The following is an 18489-nucleotide window of genomic DNA, read 5'->3' on the forward strand; positions in this document are numbered from 1 at the left end:
AAAATATGGAAATAAGCGAAAGACAGAGATACGATTTCAAGCGGGAGATAGAGAAGATAGCATCGTATCAGGGACGCGGAACAGAACTCATTTCCGTTTATGTGCCTGCCGGCAAAGTTATTTCGGACATTGCCAGCTACCTGAGGGACGAACAGTCCCAGTCGTCGAATATAAAGTCGTCGACAACAAGAAAGAACGTGCAGAGTGCAATTTCATCCATACTTTCCAGACTGAAAGGTTACAAGATGGTTGCTCCGGAGCATGGGATTGTTTTCTTCGTCGGAACGGTGCCTAAGAGCGGCGACCAGACAATGATGGTGCAGCATGTCATTGAGCCTCCGGAGCCGGTGACAACATTCCTTTACAGGTGCGATTCCTCATTCTACCTGGAACCGCTGCTCGGCATGCTTGAGGTAAAGGATGTCTACGGACTGATAGTAATTGACAGAAAGGAGGCGACAATCGGATTTCTCAAGGGGCAGACCATACAGGTTGTGAAGAACATGCATTCCCTTGTGCCCAGCAAGCACAGGATGGGAGGACAGTCGGCCCTCAGGTACGAGAGACTCATAGAGATCGCCGCGAACGAATATTACAAGGATGTCGCCGAATTGTGCACAAACGCCTTCCTGAACGTCAAGAATCTGGCCGGCATACTTGTCGGAGGGCCGGGGAGCACCAAGGATTTCTTCGTGAAGGAACAGTATCTGCACTACGAACTGCAGAAGAAGATAATAGACACCTTCGACACCGGGTATACCGACGAGTACGGATTGAGGGAGCTCGTCGAAAAGGCAAGGGACAGGCTCAAGGACCTTGACATAATGAAGCAGAAGGCACTTATTGAAAGACTCCTGGCGGAGATCAGGAAGCCGGACGGCGGCCTCGCCGCCTATGGCATCATGGAGGTCATGGATGCGCTGAACATGGGGGCCGTCTCCCTTCTGCTCGTGAGCGAGGGGCTGAAGAAGATGAGCAGGGAATACACATGCGGCTCCTGCGGCAACGTTGTAACACTGATACAGTCCGACAACGATACCGCTGCGCCGAAGTGCGGGAAGTGCGGCGGGCAAACGGCGCTTACCTCGGAAAGGGATCTTGTGGACGTCATGTTTGAAAAGGCGGAACAGATGGATACGGACGTGGAACTGATTTCGGCAGACTCCGAAGAAGGCAAGATGCTGCTCACTGCATTTTCCGGGGTGGCCGCAATACTCCGTTACAGGGCGGGCAGATGAATATGGATCCACTCCGGCAATTCATAGACGAGGCGGAGCACCATATCGTGGAGGCGATAAGAAGGAGATACGGCACCGACATGACAATCTCGCTTGAAATACCCGGGGAGAGGGCCGACTTTTCCTATCCCTGCTTCGCACTGGCAAAGAAGGCAGGCAGGGATCCGTCGCAGATAGCCTCCGAACTGGCGGCGGACTACCGGGGAATTGATCTTGAGTTCAGTGCGACGAACGGCTACCTCAATGTAAACGTGAGCGGCGAGAAACTTGCGTCGCTGACTGTCAGCACCATTCTCAAAGCAGGCAGAGAGTACGGCAGGACAGCCATGACGGAGGCACGGATAAATGTCGAGCACACATCAATCAACCCAAACGGTCCCGTGCATATCGGCAGGGCGAGGAATGCGATAATAGGCGACACGCTCGTGAGATGCATGAGGCAGTGCGGATACAGCATAACCTCCGAGTATTATGTCGACGACGTGGGAAGACAGGTGGTCGTTCTCCTCTGGGGTGTGAAACATCTGGTACTGGAAGACACCGCGGAGAGCAAAGAGGACAGAAGACTCGTCCGCTATTACATCGCGGCGAGCGACAGGGCTAAGACCGATCCTGCGTGCGCAGGCGATATCCAGGAGCTGCAGCTCAGACTGGACAGGGGCGATACGGAAACGGTAAGTGCTGCAAGACAGGTTGCGGATGCAGTTCTCTCAGGCATAAAGAAAACACTTGCATCGATCAATGTCAGCATTGACAGATACTCGTATGAGAGCGATCTGATAGTCAGCGGAAGGGTCCGTGAGGTTATCGAGACGATGAAAAGACTGCCGGTAGCTGTCGAGGAGGACGGCGCATGGTACATCCCCGTAGGCACGAAGGACGGGGAGGACAGATTCTATTTCACAAGGAAGGACGGAACCAGCCTCTACACGACAAGGGATGTTGCCTACCACATGGACAAATTCTCGAGGTCAGACAGGGTGATAGACGTCCTTGGGGAGGATCAGAAGCTCGGAGTCAGGTTCCTTTCGGACGCGCTGAATCTCATCGACAGCCGGATGAAACCGGAATTTCTTTTCTACTCGTTCGTCAGCCTGCCCTCCGGCAGGATGTCCACAAGAGGAGGCAACTTCGTACTCCTCGATGACCTGGTGGAGGAGGGAAGGAAGCGTGCGAAACAGGAAGTTCTCAGGAGGAGAAGCGATATCTCTGACGGTGAGGCCGAAAAGATTGCCGTTGCAGTGGGAACAGGGGCGCTGCGATACAATATTGCAAGGATCCAGCCGGAAAAGAAGGTTGTCTTCAGGTGGGAGGACGCGCTGAATTTCGAAGGCAACAGCGCACCGTTCATTCAGTATGCCCACGCCAGGGCGTGCAGCATACTCGAGAAGGCCGGAAAATGGGAGACAGGTGCGCTCTCATATGATGAGGACGCCGAAATTGCACTCTGCAGACAGCTCGCCATATTCCCCTCCCTTCTCAGGGATATATCCAGATCGATGGCGGTGCACAGGATGGCCGTGTATGCGCAGCAGCTTGCATCCCTCTTCAATCAGTTTTACAGGCTTGTCACAGTCCTGAAGGCGCCTGGCGAGAAGAGGGAAAGCAGGCTTGCACTTGTCGACGCTTCGAGGATTGTGCTGGAGATTGCGCTGAATTGCCTTGGAATCGAGGCACCACGTTCGATGTGAGAAGCCTGCGCCACGCTTTGGGCTGCCGGCAGCGGGCGCTGCTACGGGGCAAGCTTAAAAATCGTAAAAGAAGAAAAGGAAGAAATTGTTAAGATATTTATGATGTGCCTCGCACACCTGAAACCTACTTCCCTTTGCCCTTGCCCTTGTCGCGCCCTCTTGCGGGCATTCTCCTGCGCAGCGCGATTACCGCTATGACAGCAACTATGATTATCACTATGCCGGCGTAGAGCGCATACACCGCAATCTGCGACTGTGTTACGGCGATGGGCTGCGTTCCCGTGTTATCCACGGATGACAGCTGCAGTGCCGCCGATGTTTCAGCCTTCAGTGTAAAATTACCGAACGTCGCCGGTGCCCATTTGATTGTTCCGTAGACAGTCTGGTTAGGCTTGATTACGCTGACACTTGTCTTGTTCGTACCGTTGTAGAAGACAGTGATTGTTCCGATTTTAGTCTTTGCGCCGCTCTGGGCAGCGATGGCATAGAGGGTCACCTTGGCTGACGAGGCATTGGCGTTGCCGATGTTCATGATGTTGACGGTGATTGTTCCGGGGGTTCCCTGCGTGAAGGTCTTCGGCTTGAATGTTATGTTGACGACGCGGAGATCCGGCCTCGGTTCCGATGTGACCACGAGAGAATATGTGGACGAGGCTTTAACCCCGTTGGGAGCAATGACAGTCAGGTTGACGGTAAGAGGTGTTGAACTTATTGCGGTGTAGATGTGTGTGACGTTCATTCCACCCTGTGCGCCCGTGAGGTTCAGATAGCGGCTGTATGTTACATTGCCCTTCTGTGTGGCGTTCGTCGTGTTATGCGCATCACCGAAATTCCACTGGAAAAGGAGTACCGAATTGTTCCAGTCTGGATCGGTTGTTGCGGATGCGTTGAAGTGGACCGTGGTATTCTCCTGAACGGAGCCGCCCGCTGCCTTCCACTTGCTGTTATAGACAACAAATGATACAATGGGCTTGAGCGTCTTATTGACCTGAACCGTTATACTCGTGGTGTTTGTAAATCCGACTTCGTCTGTCACTGTCAGGTTGAGGGTGAAGTTGCCTGCCTTCGCATATGAATGCGATGCGTTAAGGTTGGACTGCGTGTTGCTTATTACAGTGTAGTTGCGTATGCCATCTCCCCATGAAAAGTTGTATGAGATGATGATGCCCTGGTTGTCTCCCGGACTGATTGATGCCTTTGACTTCAGGCCGTTGACGACAAACGGCACATCCTGGTTCGCGTAAACCTTTCCGGAAACTGCCGTGTTGTTCACGCTTATCACGGAAGTAAGCGTTGTGTCGTTTGCAACCCTGACGGATATTGTCATGTTCGCCCTGTCGCCCGTGACGGTTGTAGCGGTAAGCGTTATGTTGATGAAAACACCGGGCGTGGTGTAGTTGTAATAGGTGTGCGGGGCAACGGAGCTTGAAGTGTTTGTGAAAGAGGAGCTGTAGTTGGTTGTGTTCCAGTGCCATGAATAATAAAGCGGACCGCCCGAAGGATCATAGGAGCCTTGTGCGGTGTAGTTTATTGCCATTCCGGCGCGGACGATGTAGTATTTCACAACACCGCCGACCGTGTAGGCGTACGAGTACCGGCTGGAGGCAGCAGCCGCCTTGACAACCGGTTTCTGGCCGACCTTGAATGCCATTGAGACGGTTGCATAGCCGGTGGATGTTATCGTGGTATACACTACCACCGTGGTGTGACCTGAGACAGAAACGCCGGTCGAAGTCGTGGAGTTCGAGTACAGCTCGAATCCCGGCGGCAGGACAACAGTATTGTAATAATGCATGGCGGTGGTGTTGTATGCTGCAACGAACACTGCCGAATAGGACGATGAATTTTGCGGGAGCGTGGAGAGCATTGTCGTATATGTGTCGGTAGAAACAATGCTGAAGGCGGAACCCGATGTTATTGGGCCGGTTGCAATTCCGGACAGCGTCAGGGAAAAGGCGGATTCGTTGCTCAGATAGGGAGACGAGTTAACCTCCAGGAGGTTGTATGTCGTGGTATACTCGGGCCCGAGTCCTGCGATAAACGACTGTATCACTGAAGTGCTGTTAATCGATGGATAGCCGTTGTTGAACGCCAGGGCAAACTGCATCCTCGCGCTTGGCACAAAGCTGAAAGGAACACCGTACACCGGACTGCCGGCGTCAAGAGACTGGTTGAAACTTACAGTAAAGTTTTTCCAGTTTGCGACAGTTTGCGAATAGTAAATTGCTGTTGTAGACAGCGGGGAAGCCGAAGTGAACTTGCTGCTCAGAACGACGGAAGGAAGCAGATAGCCCGGTATATCGGCGGCAGTCACGGTGACATTGGAAATATACGAAGCGTAGCCTGTCGCATTTATTGCAGCAACATAGGTGCCCACCGGCACGAAGAAAGAAACGAGATTCGAGGAAACGCTGCCCTCAAACAGGCGCTCGGACAGCGGTATTGACGTGCTGGCATACGAGAGCATGTAGGCCCGGATGCCGGACAGTATGCCCCCGGAAGAGGAGGAAACGCTTGCCTGCATGTCTGCTGCAAGCGGAAGAGACATCTTGATTGTGGGAGAGGTGCTAATCTGCACGTTGGTGACACTCGTGTAATTTGGTGCAAAATATTCCTGTGCCGACGCATAGCTCGAATTGAGGTTGTCAACGGACGCCAAAATTGTGTAATTGTATTTGTCGCTCACAGTGATGGAAAGCGTCCCCGCGGAGTTGGTGTAACCGGTATAAATTGTCTGGTTGCCCTCGCCGTATGCCGCCAGGACCGATCCTGTTTCCATAAACTGTACAAAGGCACCCTTAAGCCCTGTCTTTGCGAACTGCGTGTTGTTCACAATAACTGTTGCCGTCACATTGCTGGAACTGCTCTCAGCTATCTGCATCAGGCGTATCTGGGCCGAAACGCTTGCTGTGTCGTTGAATCGGACGGGTGAAAGGAGGTGGCCGGTGAAGTATCCCGGAGCCGAAGCGTTGATCCAGTAGTATCCTGGTTCAAGCGGACCAGTCGGTGCGCCTGTTATTGAATACCCGGTGGTACTGTTAAACGTGATAGTGTAGGTCAGCGAAGGATAGTGTGTGTTTTCAAGCATCACGACCGCGTTCGTGAGAGGAATTAATGGAGCGCCGCCCGTCAGGGTGCCGTATACGTTGACCTGCAGAATGTTGCCGCCGGTTGTGCCCATCGGGGCCTGCGATTTGTTGACCGAGCTCGTTATTCTGGCCGTGTTTTTTGCTGGTTCGGTCATTATCAGTGCTGCAGACGACACGATTAATGCAGCAATCAAAAGCACGGATAATGCCTTCTTATATGCCCTGATTTCCATTAATATTTCCTCCGAATGCATTGTTTCCCCGCTCAACCCTCTTAAAAGGTAAACGGGTACTATGAGTTCGAAGACAACTTTTTCGGGACTAAATGCTACCACTTAATAAAGGTTATTGAGGATCGTGAATGCGCGTAACACACGCCGGAGAGGATTCATGATGCATTTTATTTCGCTGGCTGCTTCCCTCATCAGCCGCCATGTGAAGCATCTGCTGCAGCCATGCTGTTTGAACATCGGGCTGCCCGGATGCCTCTGCCTGAACCCATTCGCGTAATGATACATTTAGGCATTTTTGACTGACAGGAAACTGCTTCCGGCAGAAACAGATGTTCTTGTTCGACAGGATAAAGTCCGATCACGCCTGGATGCCGGAAACCGGACGCGGATGCTGTGCTTTGAGGAAGGTATTGACCATTGCCGGATCAGGAAAGAGACAGGAGGGATTCACCCTTGCGTCTACGGTCGTGCTGAGGTCGGTCAGGTAGCTTTTCCTGCCGCCAAATCTCATAATGATTAAAGGTGACAGCATCATGGGGACAAGCCATATGGAGTTGTATACTGCACCCAGCGGATTGACAGTGACTATGCCAAACCAGAGTATCCCGTCCATTACCATGGCGTAAGCGGATATCCTGAGCACCTCCCCCGGCGACAGCGGAATTTCGTTCTTCGGGGTAACCGGTATTGTCCGCAATCCGCCGATAAAATATACGATCATGCTCTTGAACTCGTAAGGTATGGATATTGAGGCGATTGCCGAACTTAGCCACCTGTGTTTCAGGTAGGCTGACCAGCTGATGCCGCAGACGGACCGGATCGCAATGCTTACTGCGGAAACAAACACGCCCAGAATTGCCATGAAGCGGAGAATGGGCACCGACCAGTATGTTGCCACAGGATTTGACAGGAAATGCTGGAAGAAACCGGCGGCTGATGAAGGAGTCGAAGAGAAACCGTAAACGGTCAGGAACATGCCCAGAGGCAGCAGCAGATTCGTTATATGACCTATCGGGATCTGCAGCAGATGCAGTTTCCTGCTTTTTGAGAGCCTTTTCCGCGAAAAGCCGAAAAATTCCATGGAGCCTCTGGTCCACTTGTTCTGCCTCTTGATGAAGCCACGGACATTCTCCGGCATTGCTTCATAGGTGTGCAGCGGCACAAACCTTGAATGCCAGTTTTTCTCCGCAAGGGCAACAGCTGTTGCGAAATCCTCCGAAACATACCCTTCCACAAAGCCTCCCACTTCCTTCAGTGCAGACACCCTGATGAGTACATTGTGGCCGTAGCAGAAAACTGCATCCAGAACATTGGCAAGCTGCCGCTCCCAGACAAACTGTCCTATGCGTGTCATCGCCGCAAGAGCCTTGACGAAGCCCGTATCCAGATTCCATATGTTGATCATGCCCTGAAAAATCGCCACTCCGCTGTTGGAAGGGTGTTCGGAAAATTTTAGCGCCTCTTCCACCCAGTCGGGCGGAATATATGAGTCAGAGTCGAGCAGTACGATGTAATCGTAGGACGCATACTGACGCAGCCAGTCATTAATCGCTCCTGCCTTGAATCCCCTTCTCTCGTTTCGCCTCACAACGGTGTAGTGATGTTCAGCCGAAATACCGTCCACGATTGTCCGCGCCTCAGGATTTGTTGAATCGTCTATGATGTGGACATCGCACGGATATGACTGCCTTATGGCAGCAAGGCATTCAGGAACCACGTCGTTCATGGTGGCATACAGTATTGCGACCCTCTTCCCCGGAGGAGCCGATGAAAGCCTCGGCGGCTGGACATAATGAGTAAAGAGCGCCGTAAGCTGCCTTGCTATTCCGTAAGAGCTTCCGGAAAAGAGAACCGTCAGGACTGCAAAGAGAGCAACAGACGCCGCATGATTCCATCTGATTATGAACAGGGCCAGCGATGCTTCAAGTGCAAGAAATATTGTTGCGTAAAGCGAATAAAATACGCGCCTGATGCCTGTCTCATAAGAATGGCGCCTTGCAGAATCGGGAACAGTCGCTTTCATGGTATGGCCGTGCCGCTCGATTGCTGTTCCGCTCAGGATTGTATTTATGCTTTATTTGATAGTTTTCGAACGGATGCCGGGAAGTCGCTGCATTTTGGCCGGCGTGGCGTGCGGACGGATTCCAATCGCGACAGAGAAACGTAAAGCTGAATGCGTGAAGGCAGACAGGGTCTGCCATAAGATCAGGTCACTACATCCGCTATCCTGTCTTCGGCTGCGGCCCTCTTTATCTCCATGGCAATTCGCCTCCCTGTGCTCATGTTTGTCCCATAGAGCATGTTCCCGTATGGATGCCCGGACCAGATGTGAGCGTTTGTACCTCCTCCAATTCTCGGTGCGACATCGTAAATGTAGAAGTTCATGTCCTTGTCAACGCAGGTCTGGAGGGTGAACGGCCCTATTATACCGGGCGGATAGTGCTTCTGTGTTGCACCGACATACCTCTCGGCCAGTTCGAACGCACTGTCAAGAAGAGACTCCCTGATCGTTGCGCTGTTGTGGCCCACAACCGTGTATTCCGGTATTTTCTGCGATTCCGGAAGCGCGAGCTGCTGGTCTGCAGGCAGCCTCACATGGCCGTCGAGCGAGGACTCAAATCTCCAGTCAATTCCAAGCAGTTCGATCTTCTCCCCTCTTTCCTCCAGGGGCGAGTAGAAGAAGTCTAGATTGAACACCGGCCCTATGATGTAGCGCTCTATTCGTGCCCTCCTTAGGGACTCTGCATCTATCACATGTGCCCGGAGCATCGCCTCTGATTTGCGCCTGTACTCCTCAAAACTTGATGCCGTAAAAAAACCGCGTTCCAGCTTTTTTTCGGCGTGATGAAGCTTGATCATCGAAAGGGAGTCGATGTTCTCCGGCTTCTCTATCGTTTCTGGATAGGGCAGATGAGCCTTCTCAAGGAGCGTGTAATAGTTGTCCTTTTCCTCCCGCTCTTCAGTCCTCAGAAGATTCCTGGAGCCGAACAGAGGCACTGCAAACCTGTTCTCAATGTCATCGACGGCGCAGTAAGAACTGAAGGATCTGTTTGGCACAAATATTACTGAATTTTTCAGCAGCTCGTCAATGCTGCGCTTGCTCATTATGTCGCTGAACCTGGAGAGCACGAGCGTCCTGTCGACGACACCTCTCGTAACCTTTCCTTCGCCATCCCTGACTGTCCTCAGGTATTTTGAATAAGTCGCATCTCTGCCTTTCTGGACGACCACGATGGAGCGCATCCCTTCCTGCATTGCGCCGTCGGCAACATCGATTGCCGAATGGGAGCCTATAACACCCACAGTCAGGTTTTCGGCCCTGAAGGTGCGGGCTGTCTCCTGGATATTCATTCTGTCAATCATGCTGTTCTTTCACTCATAACGGCTGGCCGGATAAAAAAGTTGCACTGCCAATCAGGTTTCGCTTGTTTCGCTCTTGACCCTGTATACGACCTGTTTCTGCCGGGCTGCCTCCGGCCGCCTGGGCCTCAGCGCAGAAGGGATTATAGCAATAATCACAGCGACACTGAAGATCGCGAACACCTGGTGGAACGAGCGCATGAACGGATGCCAGAGCACCTGGTAGGAGGGACTGTTCACAACCGAAGGGGGCAGATTATTCACACTGCCAATGAAGAGAGTGATGAAATTTGATACGTTTACTGTCGTGCCTATGAAGACAAACGCAATTGTCAGAGCTATCATGCTGGCTACATTGAGCATTGTGGAGTTTGTAGCTGCGCCGACACCCCTTTCGTTCGGTTTCATGGAGCTCATGATTGACGAAATATTTGGTGAGCCGAACAGGCCGCCTCCCACGCCTGCCAGCGCAAGCACGCCGGAGACCTCCAGCGGCTGGGCATTTTGTGGCAGAATACTCAATATAAGAAGCGTGATGGCCGAAAGAACAACACCGGCTGTTGTCAGTCCGCGAGAACCAATCCGGTCTGAGAGTATGCCGCTCAGGGGGCCGACCAGCAGGAAACCCAGACTCATAGGAATGAGCTGCAGCCCGGCATTAAAAGCGCTCAGCCCCTTGACGCCCTCAAAGTAAAAGACAAGCAGGAACATTATGCCGCCTCTTCCGATGGCTATGAGTGTCGACGAGAGAACACCGGCTGAAAAACTCCTGCTTCTGAAGAGCGAGAATTTCATGAGTGGATGCTTTGCAAACCGGACTTCATTCACTATAAAGAGTATCATCAGTACAGGAAAGATCGCAAAAGCAATGTAACTCATTGCCAGATACGGGTGGAAGGTGGCATAGAGCAGGTTCACCTTTGATGCTGAGCCTGCGGTCATTCCACCCAGCGTGTAGAATGTTGAGCCGAGCAGCAGCGCGGATATCGAACCTGAGAACAGAACCGCTCCAGGCAGATCCAGCGTCTCCCTGCTGTTTGGAGTCGACAGTTCATGCAGCCTGAGATAAGCCCAGACGGTGGCAAAAATGCCTATGGGGACATTGATGAAAAATATGTAGCGCCAGCTTGCAACCGATGTGATTACGCCGCCCAGGACCAGTCCCAGGATGCTGCCTCCCACGCCGGAAACCATGTTTGTGCCCAGAGCGAGACCGCGCTGATTCGGGGGGAAAGCATCTGTGAGAATCGCTGCTGAGTTGGACCAGAGCATTGCAGCGCCTATCGCCTGCACAAACCTGAAAATAACGAGCTGCAGTCCTTCGGTAATCATTGCATTGGGAATAATAATGCCGGAAAGGCCTGACAGCAGAGAGCCTGCAGTGAATACAGCGAACCCTGCATTGTATATCCTGACCCTGCCCTTCAGATCAGCCAGCCTTCCGAAGAATATCAGAAGTGTTGCAGTAATGAGCATATAGCCCATAAGTGACCATATCACGTAAACAAAGGAGTCGGCGCTGGCTATTGCATATCCGACACTGGTTGCCGGAAGTGTTCCTCCTGGTATGTGCCTGAGCACGCTCCTGAGTATGTAAGGCAGGGAAATAATCACAATGCTCGTGTCAATTGAAGCCATCAGAATCGCGATTGTTGTGTTGGAAAGGACTACCCACTTGTAGTCCAGTTTTCCTCTGCCCTTCGTGTTTTCCATTTCCTATTGCTCCGAAACAAATATCTTCCAGAATAAATTGATATATGAACCCTTGTAAATTTTTTCAGCTACAGGAAAATTACATCTGTGGCCGGAGATAAAAAATGATGTTTTCCCGTTTCCTGACCAGATTCCGCTTCAGTGATCATTATCCGTACCGGAAATACGATTCATAGAACTGCGATCTATGAAGCTGCGATCTATGAATCTCTTTGAACGCTTTAGACGCGATCCGAGAAACCGCGAAAACGGCAAACATGGAAAAAGGCTGTAAGGAAATATGGCATGTACTGCGTAAGTTTAATAAGAGTGCAGAAGGTTCCGAATTTCATGTCATCTTCGCCGGCTCAGGACACGATTCCGCAGACAAACATTGCACAGCAGAATCCTGGGCAGTCGCCCCTTGACCATGACGCCGATAGTGCAAAAACACTTATCATAATTGCAATGGTCGTGCAGCTGGTTATCGCACTGGTCGGCATACTGAGCGTGTTTCTGCTAGTCGGATTTATCTGGCTCATACTCGACTATTTCCTGTTATACAAGCCGCTGACCGAAAGGCGTGTCGCGGATGTGGAAACACCTGGCCTCGTGCTTGGAATAATACAGCTCATCCTCGGCGGCGTCATACCCGGCATTCTCATAATCATTGCCTATACCAAGATAAAGGATTCACTAAGGAACAGTACTCAGATCGTTGCCGGGCCGCCGGCACCGTAGTGCATACAGCTTCGAATGCCGCATGTGCAGGCGGCGAACAGTTATGCAGACTTTTCCTGGTGGAAATTATTTAATCCGGCGAACGGCTGTCCGGAATGGCAGTTTCATCTCCGTTCGATATTTCCTGTTCAGGCAGCGACGTTTCGTTCATTCCCGCCCTGCTGCAAATATTCAGTCCGAAGGTTTCCTGAGATGACCGTTTAAAACCCGGGATAACCCGGGTCGAGAAAACAGAATCACGATCACACCGCCAAGTGTCTGGATTACGGTACTGACAATGTAGGTTTCGATGGAAACCGAATACCCCAGCCCTATGCCCAGCGTCTTTGAGATAATGAAGATGCGGTACCATACCGCATACCTGAAAACAGCATAGTAGGCTGTCCACAATATCGACCAGACTCCCATTGAAAGGGATGCAATTCCGAGTGTTCTGAGCGCCCATAGTTTCGCATTCACCAGATACGCAATACAGGCTGAAAACAGCGCAATTGACGCATATACTGCGGAATAGAATGCAAGGTTATGAAGACTGGCTGGAAAAAATATATCTGCCACACCAGCGGCGACGCCGGCGAATATTCCCGCTGCAAAGGACGATACAGTGCACGACCCGTAATGACCGGAAATGAGAGTTTCCTTTTTGCGGCCGCGGTCACACATTTTCAGCGGATGATCGGCAGAACCCATTACATTGCTCACACAGTGCCCCTCCAGTTTCAGGAATTACTGTCTGGGAAAAATTAGAGTACTGCACTTATTAAATGGATATGAATGTATGATCCATATTTGCAGTGCCGTCATGAGGTCAATTGATCCCACATTTCCGCGTGCATGAAGTCATTCAATCGGTTCCGATCAGCATCCGGCCGCGCAAAGGAAGACTGTACAACAGATGACACCGGCTGTCAAGCCTCTGCTTCGAATAAGACGGTGCCTTCTCAGCACATGGCCTCCCGCAACCGGTTCGCAGTTCAAGGAGATGCAATAGCTGAAAGATAGCCCCGGGCAGATTCGAACTGCCGTCGCAAGATCCAGAGTCTCGCATGATTGACCGCTACACTACGGGGCTGAGACGCAACGCCATGACTACCGGGATAATGGATAAATCTAACTGTTGTTTATAGAACGGAATGCAAGTCGTCTTCGAGCTACTTCTAGTGAACTGTGACACAGGCTCACTTGCCCTTGTACTTCTTGGTGACATGCACTTTCGCCGAATTGCCGAACCTTATTAGGTGCCACTTCTAGAAGGATCGTGGGTTCTTAGCTTATGTGTTAGCCATACTGCACCTTGAAACGCACCTCTATGTTGCTTGCGGCGTAAGCATGAAGTCTGAGAAGAAGGCAAAACCTGATACAATCAGGGTGCTCCTCATAACAGTGACGGATGTCGAAAGCGTTCGTCTCAACAGCATTACGGTTCACAGTCCACCCTCGACGGTTTCTCAGAAGAGACGAAGAAGTTCATAATGCCATGGAGCAACAATGATGTGAGGCCAACGTTATGGAAGAAATTCATATGCAGCCTCATCGAGGTGTCACCGGACTTCCCACGTGAGTATTGCAGAAGGTAAACCAGGAGTCACAGATGTCTGCGGGCAAGAGAACAGCGGGATGGCGCACACAGCAGAGAAGGGAAGACAGGATAAGGACTGCAGCAATTGGCAAGGGAGACCGGCTCAATATCTTCAATATGACACTGATAGGGGGCTTATGCCTTATTCGCTTCTGGAACAGATATTATTTAAAGGAGAAATTAAAACAGTCTCCTCCATGGCTGATGATTACAAAGCGCGGTTAACTCTTTTACCGTGGTCAGAGAACATTGTTAAACTGGAATTCGGCAGACCTTCTACAATGATCGAAGAACTGCTCTTCCCAAAGCGGGTGGCAAACGTAAACAGACAAGGTAACTGGCGCCTTTCAGAAACGGAACAGGGGACCATCCTGTCTTTCCAAAGCAGGAAAATTGTCAAGTTCAATGTGACAGGGAACGGCGATTCTCTGATATTTGCCCAGACAATAGGTGATGAAGACAGAGTTTACGGACTTGGCGAAAAATATGCGAGGTTGAATCGCAGGTTCAAAACATTCAACATGTGGAATACCGATCAGTTCAACCATCTTCCGACAGGGGATCCCGCATATGTTTCGATTCCATTCTACATCGTCGCATCAAAGGGAAGTTACACTGGCATATTTTTCTCATATGCAGGTTTTTCGAAGTTCGATACCGGTGTAGAGAGAAAGGATGCCATAACGGTGACAATTAATTCGAAGGAGGCGGCGCTGTATGTTATTCATGGTGAAACTCCAGCAGAGATCATCAGCAGGTACTCTGAAATTACAGGGAAACCGCTCCTGCCTCCAAAATGGGCCGTCGGATATAATCAGTGCCGTTATAGCTACAAAACGGAGAGTGAAGTACTTGACATGGCAGCGACATTCAGGCATAAGAAAATACCTTGCGATGCCATCTGGCTTGACATAGATTATATGGAAGATTACATGAACTTCACCTGGGACAAAAGGAAGTTTCCCAATCCTAGGGCAATGCTCGACAAGATTCATTCGATCGGTTTCAAACTTGTCACCATACTGGATGTCGGAATAAAGGTCGAAAAGGGATATTCGGGATATGAAACGCTGAAAAAGGCTGATGGTTTTCTGAAAAATGGAGAGGACAGGGACTTCCTGGGAAGTGTCTGGCCGGGAATATGCGCCTTTCCTGATTTTCTGCGGACTGATGTCAGGGAACTGTGGGGCAATTGTATTGGCGAGTGGGTAAAACAAGGTATCGATGGTGTATGGTTGGATATGAACGAGCCATCGATTTTTGTTATGATCGATGCCGCCAGGGAATTGATTGAATTTATTACCCGCAGTGAGTCACTCGCAGGATACGATAGTTTACTGGCCGACAGCAACTTCATAATGACGCTCAGAGACAAGGCAGCGTCCCTCAGCCCAAACAGCATCTTCAAGGGAATTGGCCATATGCCACTTGGGTCATTCCATACTGGAGACAATGGTGAAAAGCACTCAGACCTTGAGTTGCACAATGCCTATTCTACAATGGAAGTAATGGCCACAGCTGCAAGTTTCAAAGTAAATAATCCCGGAAAACGCTGGTTCATACTTTCCCGTTCTGGTTATGCTGGAATTCAGCAGTATGCAGCTGTATGGACCGGGGACAATCAATCTGACTGGGGACATCTCGCTATCAGTATACCGCAGCTGTTAAGCCTTGGGCTATCGGGAGTACCTTTCGTTGGTGCGGATGTCGGCGGATTCTCAGATGATGCCGATCCTGAGCTTCTGGCCAGATGGACACAGCTTGGAGCATTTTATCCTTTTTTCAGGAACCACACAGTCAAGGGATCCGCGAGACAGGAACCTTGGTCATTCGGCAAGAAATATGAAAAGATCATTTCTGACGCAATTAAATTACGCTACAAGATTTTGCCCCAGATTTACTGGCTGCTGGTCAAGTCGCACAGGGAAGGAATACCGGTAATGAGGCCCATGTTCTATGAGTTTCCCGGCGATAGTGAAGCTTATGATATTGACGATCAGTTCATGCTGGGTTCTGAGATTCTTGTTGCTCCCGTAATTTCACCCGGCGCAAGGGCTAGGGGTGTCTACCTTCCACTTTGCAAATGGCTCAATATGTGGACTGGCGAGGTTGCAGGACCAGGCTGGCATTTTGTTGATGCGCCGCTGAATAGGATACCATATTTCCTGAAAGAGGACACAGGAATAGTTATGGCCGGGCCGGTTGACAATACCCAGAAAGAATGGAAACTCAGGGTTGAGGTATTTCTGGAGACTCAAGCCTGTATCAGAGTTTACGACGATGATGGGGAGAGCCTGGCAGAAAGCCTTTCTTATGAAGTGAAGCTTTGCTTCGTCAGAAGGAAAGACAACATAGATGTTGATGGAGAGGTGATATGCGACGGTTTCAGCAGAAATGGAAAGATTGAAGTCAGAGTCCACTCCATGAAACCTGTCAACTCCGTCCGTTTTCTCGGCAACACAGTAAATACAACCAGAACTGGCGATGCTGTTTCTTTCAGAATAAACATCGGCGATTTGCTTGATCGTTCCTGACTTTTAAAATAGTATTTACTTGCGCTTTGCACATAGTTGAGCAGTCATGAAAATTTGAATATGAAAACGTCGGATGTTGTTACAGAATGGGAATATATTCCCTTATAATGCCTGGCCCACATATTCGGCGACGCGAAGGAGCTCATGGAATTTTACTGCGAGGGGAGGAGGCGCGTCCATGACACGCTGCAGCCCATACAGCGCGATGCACTTATGCTCAAACACATGAGACAGGAATGAGTCGCGCCCGATTAGATTCGTACACTTGAGATCTGTAGACTCAGGGAGTGGGTCGAGAAGGAGAGTTGGAGCGAGTGAGCGAAGCGAACGAGTGTTTGAACTTGGCGGAATGCAAAGGAGAATCCTGAGAAGGATGCAGAGAACGGCGCAGCTACTGCGCCGAAGGAGCACAAGAGGCGCCTCTTTGCATACTCCTTTGCACTGATGGATCTGAAAACAAGAATGTACGTTGCATTCGGCTCGAGCATGAAATCGGAGGTGGAGGCGTTCGACAGGGCCATGACCAAGCTTTCATCCCTGGGCACCGGGATGTCTTCCGTCCGGCTCGACAGGTACTATTCTTCACCGTCATACGTGGACAGATTCGGCAGCGTGAAGGTGTACATCATACCGAAGAGCAACGCCACACTGAACGGCTCGCTGAAGTGGAAACACACCATGAAGGACTTTGTCGAAAACACTATGGAGTATCTCGGAGAGTATCATCAGAGAAGCAACTCGGAATCGGGCTTCTCTGCCGACAATAAGATGCTCGGATGGAACATAGCGCAGAAGAGAAGTGACAGGATAGACAATGCGCTGTTCTGTACTGGCGTGTGGCTTAATATGTTCAATATGGGAAGACCATGGCAATAGTGTCCCACAGCCGCCTAACAGTATCTCCGAAGCCAATTTTCTGTAGATGATATGCCTTACACCGCTCATTTGCACTAAGGAGCGGTGCAGCAGGCACTCGCTTCAGAATCTGTATGCCTGAGCGTTTCCGTCCTGTAAGTGCGATGTGCTCAGGACGTGTGCCTCGATGCCCTCTCCTCTGCCCGATTCAGTCTCTCGCTGCATGTATCGCTGAGTTCTATCAGGAATCCTTTGAATGTCACCTCCTCTTTGTAGAAGACAGACCATATGAGCTGCAGCATCTGTTCGTATGCGAAGAGAAAGAAGCGTATCCTGACGTCCTTTGACTTCGATTTGATTGTCGCCTCGTCCTGGACTCTGAAACCCGTTTCGATGTCCCATCTTCCGCGGTATGCCTGAATTATGCCGTCCAGGTCTATTTCCTGCTGATTGGTTGCGAAACACCAGTCCAGACACATCTCCAGTCTTTTTGCATATATCTGTCTCAGCAGTGCGTATGTTGTGCTGCTGCGTATCACCGTCCTGTCCCTGTTGAGCCTGAACTCATGTTCAACGGTCATCGTGTCGCCGGACCGCATCGGCGCCAGCACCTTCTTCACCGCATCATTCTTAGGAACGAATATGAGATAGGGCACAGTCATTCTATCCAGTGCAATCATGAGTTCGTTGCTGTAAAATCCTCTGTCGAACAGACAGAGTCTCACAGATTTGAAATGCGGCCTGACGAATTCGAGACAGAATGACACATCCCTCGCTATGTTGTAACCCATGTGCACCGGTATCGAGAGCAGAGGCACGCGCTGCGGAATGTCGCTGCTCACCAGCGAGCATGTAAGGAAACGGAATTTGCCTGTGACTGCATGGTCCCCCGTCCACGTGTGTATCCATGTGCCTTCCAGTTTGCCATAGAAGTCCTCGTCCGTGTGGTCGAATGCGAGGACGGCGTCATGTTCGGCGAATCCTGTCCTCGGGCCGAATATGCCGACGGACCTGATGTACTCCGTGTACACATACGGCATGGGTACACTCTTTATCGCCATGTGTATGCTGTCCGCCCTGCTGCCCACAGTTTCAAGATATGTGTTAGCCATGGCAGATTTCAGCAAGTCCCGATTATAGTGGAAGCCGGAAAGTGTCTCTGACTTGGAGACGAGACAGAGCGTCCTGTCCACGCATACGTCGAGTGTCGTCAGTGTCCTGTACACTCTCTCCCTGTTCAGCACGCAGCGTGATCTGGCGAAGAACGTTATAACAGGATCGATGAAATGGTCCGTGTGCACCCGAATTAGCCAAAAATCGGCTAATTCTATACGATCTCCGTACAGTCTTTACGATCGTCTTCGGAGATACTGCCTAACAGTATCTCCGATCCTTTTTATGTTGCCGATAGGCATGTCTGACTGGATACTTTTGCAGGATACGAAGTAAACGCCATCCGCTTCGCATTTCAAACAAC

General features: G+C 50.8%; 13 protein-coding genes and 1 tRNA gene. 7 read left to right on the top strand and 7 right to left on the bottom strand.

What is annotated here, in order from left to right:
• The first annotated feature begins 5 nt into the window (after nucleotides 1-5).
• Entirely contained in the window at nucleotides 6-1238 is a 1233-nt protein-coding gene (gene prf1 / locus KIS29_02675) for a peptide chain release factor aRF-1 (protein ID MBX8639227.1), read from the top strand.
• Entirely contained in the window at nucleotides 1235-2929 is a 1695-nt protein-coding gene (locus KIS29_02680) for an arginine--tRNA ligase (protein MBX8639228.1), read from the top strand. Before prf1 ends, KIS29_02680 begins: the two co-directional genes overlap by 4 nt.
• A 124-nt stretch (nucleotides 2930-3053) precedes the next feature.
• Here KIS29_02680 and KIS29_02685 read toward each other — a convergent pair whose 3' ends face one another.
• From KIS29_02685 to KIS29_02700, 4 genes are all read right to left on the bottom strand, one after another.
• Nucleotides 3054-6353, bottom strand: coding sequence for a PKD domain-containing protein (locus KIS29_02685; GenBank protein MBX8639229.1), 3300 nt, complete (start codon nucleotides 6351-6353; stop codon nucleotides 3054-3056).
• 256 nt (nucleotides 6354-6609) lie between these two features.
• Nucleotides 6610-8274 (bottom strand): glycosyltransferase, encoded by a 1665-nt coding sequence (locus KIS29_02690; GenBank protein ID MBX8639230.1) that lies wholly within the window; start codon nucleotides 8272-8274, stop codon nucleotides 6610-6612.
• Nucleotides 8275-8456: 182 nt separating this feature from the next.
• Nucleotides 8457-9614, bottom strand: a complete 1158-nt coding sequence (locus KIS29_02695; GenBank protein ID MBX8639231.1) for a formate--phosphoribosylaminoimidazolecarboxamide ligase family protein — start codon at nucleotides 9612-9614, stop codon at nucleotides 8457-8459.
• Nucleotides 9615-9665: 51 nt separating this feature from the next.
• Nucleotides 9666-11324 carry an MFS transporter gene (locus KIS29_02700; GenBank protein ID MBX8639232.1) on the bottom strand — a complete coding sequence of 553 codons (1659 nt, stop codon included), beginning with the start codon at nucleotides 11322-11324 and terminating at the stop codon, nucleotides 9666-9668.
• A gap of 330 nt (nucleotides 11325-11654) precedes the next feature.
• Between KIS29_02700 and KIS29_02705 the strand changes: the two genes are divergently transcribed.
• On the top strand, nucleotides 11655-12044 hold the full coding sequence (locus KIS29_02705; protein ID MBX8639233.1) for a hypothetical protein: 390 nt from the start codon (nucleotides 11655-11657) through the stop codon (nucleotides 12042-12044).
• Nucleotides 12045-12215: 171 nt separating this feature from the next.
• Here KIS29_02705 and KIS29_02710 read toward each other — a convergent pair whose 3' ends face one another.
• Nucleotides 12216-12746, bottom strand: a complete 531-nt coding sequence (locus KIS29_02710) for a hypothetical protein (GenBank protein MBX8639234.1) — start codon at nucleotides 12744-12746, stop codon at nucleotides 12216-12218.
• Between the two features lie 297 nt (nucleotides 12747-13043).
• Nucleotides 13044-13116: transfer RNA gene (locus KIS29_02715), tRNA-Gln, on the bottom strand.
• Between the two features lie 257 nt (nucleotides 13117-13373).
• Between KIS29_02715 and KIS29_02720 the strand changes: the two genes are divergently transcribed.
• The 4 genes from KIS29_02720 (at nucleotide 13374) to KIS29_02735 (ending at nucleotide 17033) form a co-directional block, all read left to right on the top strand.
• Entirely contained in the window at nucleotides 13374-13517 is a 144-nt protein-coding gene (locus KIS29_02720) for a hypothetical protein (GenBank protein ID MBX8639235.1), read from the top strand.
• Between the two features lie 118 nt (nucleotides 13518-13635).
• Nucleotides 13636-13848 carry a hypothetical protein gene (locus tag KIS29_02725; protein MBX8639236.1) on the top strand — a complete coding sequence of 71 codons (213 nt, stop codon included), beginning with the start codon at nucleotides 13636-13638 and terminating at the stop codon, nucleotides 13846-13848.
• Nucleotides 13821-16157, top strand: coding sequence for a glycoside hydrolase family 31 protein (locus KIS29_02730; GenBank protein MBX8639237.1), 2337 nt, complete (start codon nucleotides 13821-13823; stop codon nucleotides 16155-16157). Before KIS29_02725 ends, KIS29_02730 begins: the two co-directional genes overlap by 28 nt.
• 444 nt (nucleotides 16158-16601) lie before the next feature.
• On the top strand, nucleotides 16602-17033 hold the full coding sequence (locus KIS29_02735; protein ID MBX8639238.1) for a hypothetical protein: 432 nt from the start codon (nucleotides 16602-16604) through the stop codon (nucleotides 17031-17033).
• A gap of 149 nt (nucleotides 17034-17182) precedes the next feature.
• Here KIS29_02735 and KIS29_02740 read toward each other — a convergent pair whose 3' ends face one another.
• Nucleotides 17183-18256, bottom strand: coding sequence for a transposase (locus tag KIS29_02740; GenBank protein ID MBX8639239.1), 1074 nt, complete (start codon nucleotides 18254-18256; stop codon nucleotides 17183-17185).
• Nucleotides 18257-18489: the final 233 nt, after the last annotated feature.

Origin of the sequence: Candidatus Sysuiplasma jiujiangense (assembly GCA_019721075.1) — an archaeon.
Taxonomy (GTDB): Archaea; Thermoplasmatota; Thermoplasmata; order Sysuiplasmatales; family Sysuiplasmataceae; genus Sysuiplasma; species Sysuiplasma jiujiangense.

Bases quoted from the DNA above. Each gene is read 5' to 3' on its own strand.
- prf1 (MBX8639227.1), top strand. From the start codon at position 6: ATGGAAATAAGCGAAAGACAGAGATACGATTTCAAGCGGGAGATAGAG.
- KIS29_02705 (MBX8639233.1), top strand. From the start codon at position 11,655: ATGTCATCTTCGCCGGCTCAGGACACGATTCCGCAGACAAACATTGCA.
- KIS29_02735 (MBX8639238.1), top strand. From the start codon at position 16,602: ATGGATCTGAAAACAAGAATGTACGTTGCATTCGGCTCGAGCATGAAA.
- KIS29_02730 (MBX8639237.1), top strand. From the start codon at position 13,821: ATGGCTGATGATTACAAAGCGCGGTTAACTCTTTTACCGTGGTCAGAG.
- KIS29_02680 (MBX8639228.1), top strand. From the start codon at position 1,235: ATGAATATGGATCCACTCCGGCAATTCATAGACGAGGCGGAGCACCAT.
- KIS29_02690 (MBX8639230.1), bottom strand. From the start codon at position 8,274: ATGAAAGCGACTGTTCCCGATTCTGCAAGGCGCCATTCTTATGAGACA.
- KIS29_02700 (MBX8639232.1), bottom strand. From the start codon at position 11,324: ATGGAAAACACGAAGGGCAGAGGAAAACTGGACTACAAGTGGGTAGTC.
- KIS29_02725 (MBX8639236.1), top strand. From the start codon at position 13,636: ATGTCTGCGGGCAAGAGAACAGCGGGATGGCGCACACAGCAGAGAAGG.
- KIS29_02695 (MBX8639231.1), bottom strand. From the start codon at position 9,614: ATGATTGACAGAATGAATATCCAGGAGACAGCCCGCACCTTCAGGGCC.
- KIS29_02720 (MBX8639235.1), top strand. From the start codon at position 13,374: ATGAAGTCTGAGAAGAAGGCAAAACCTGATACAATCAGGGTGCTCCTC.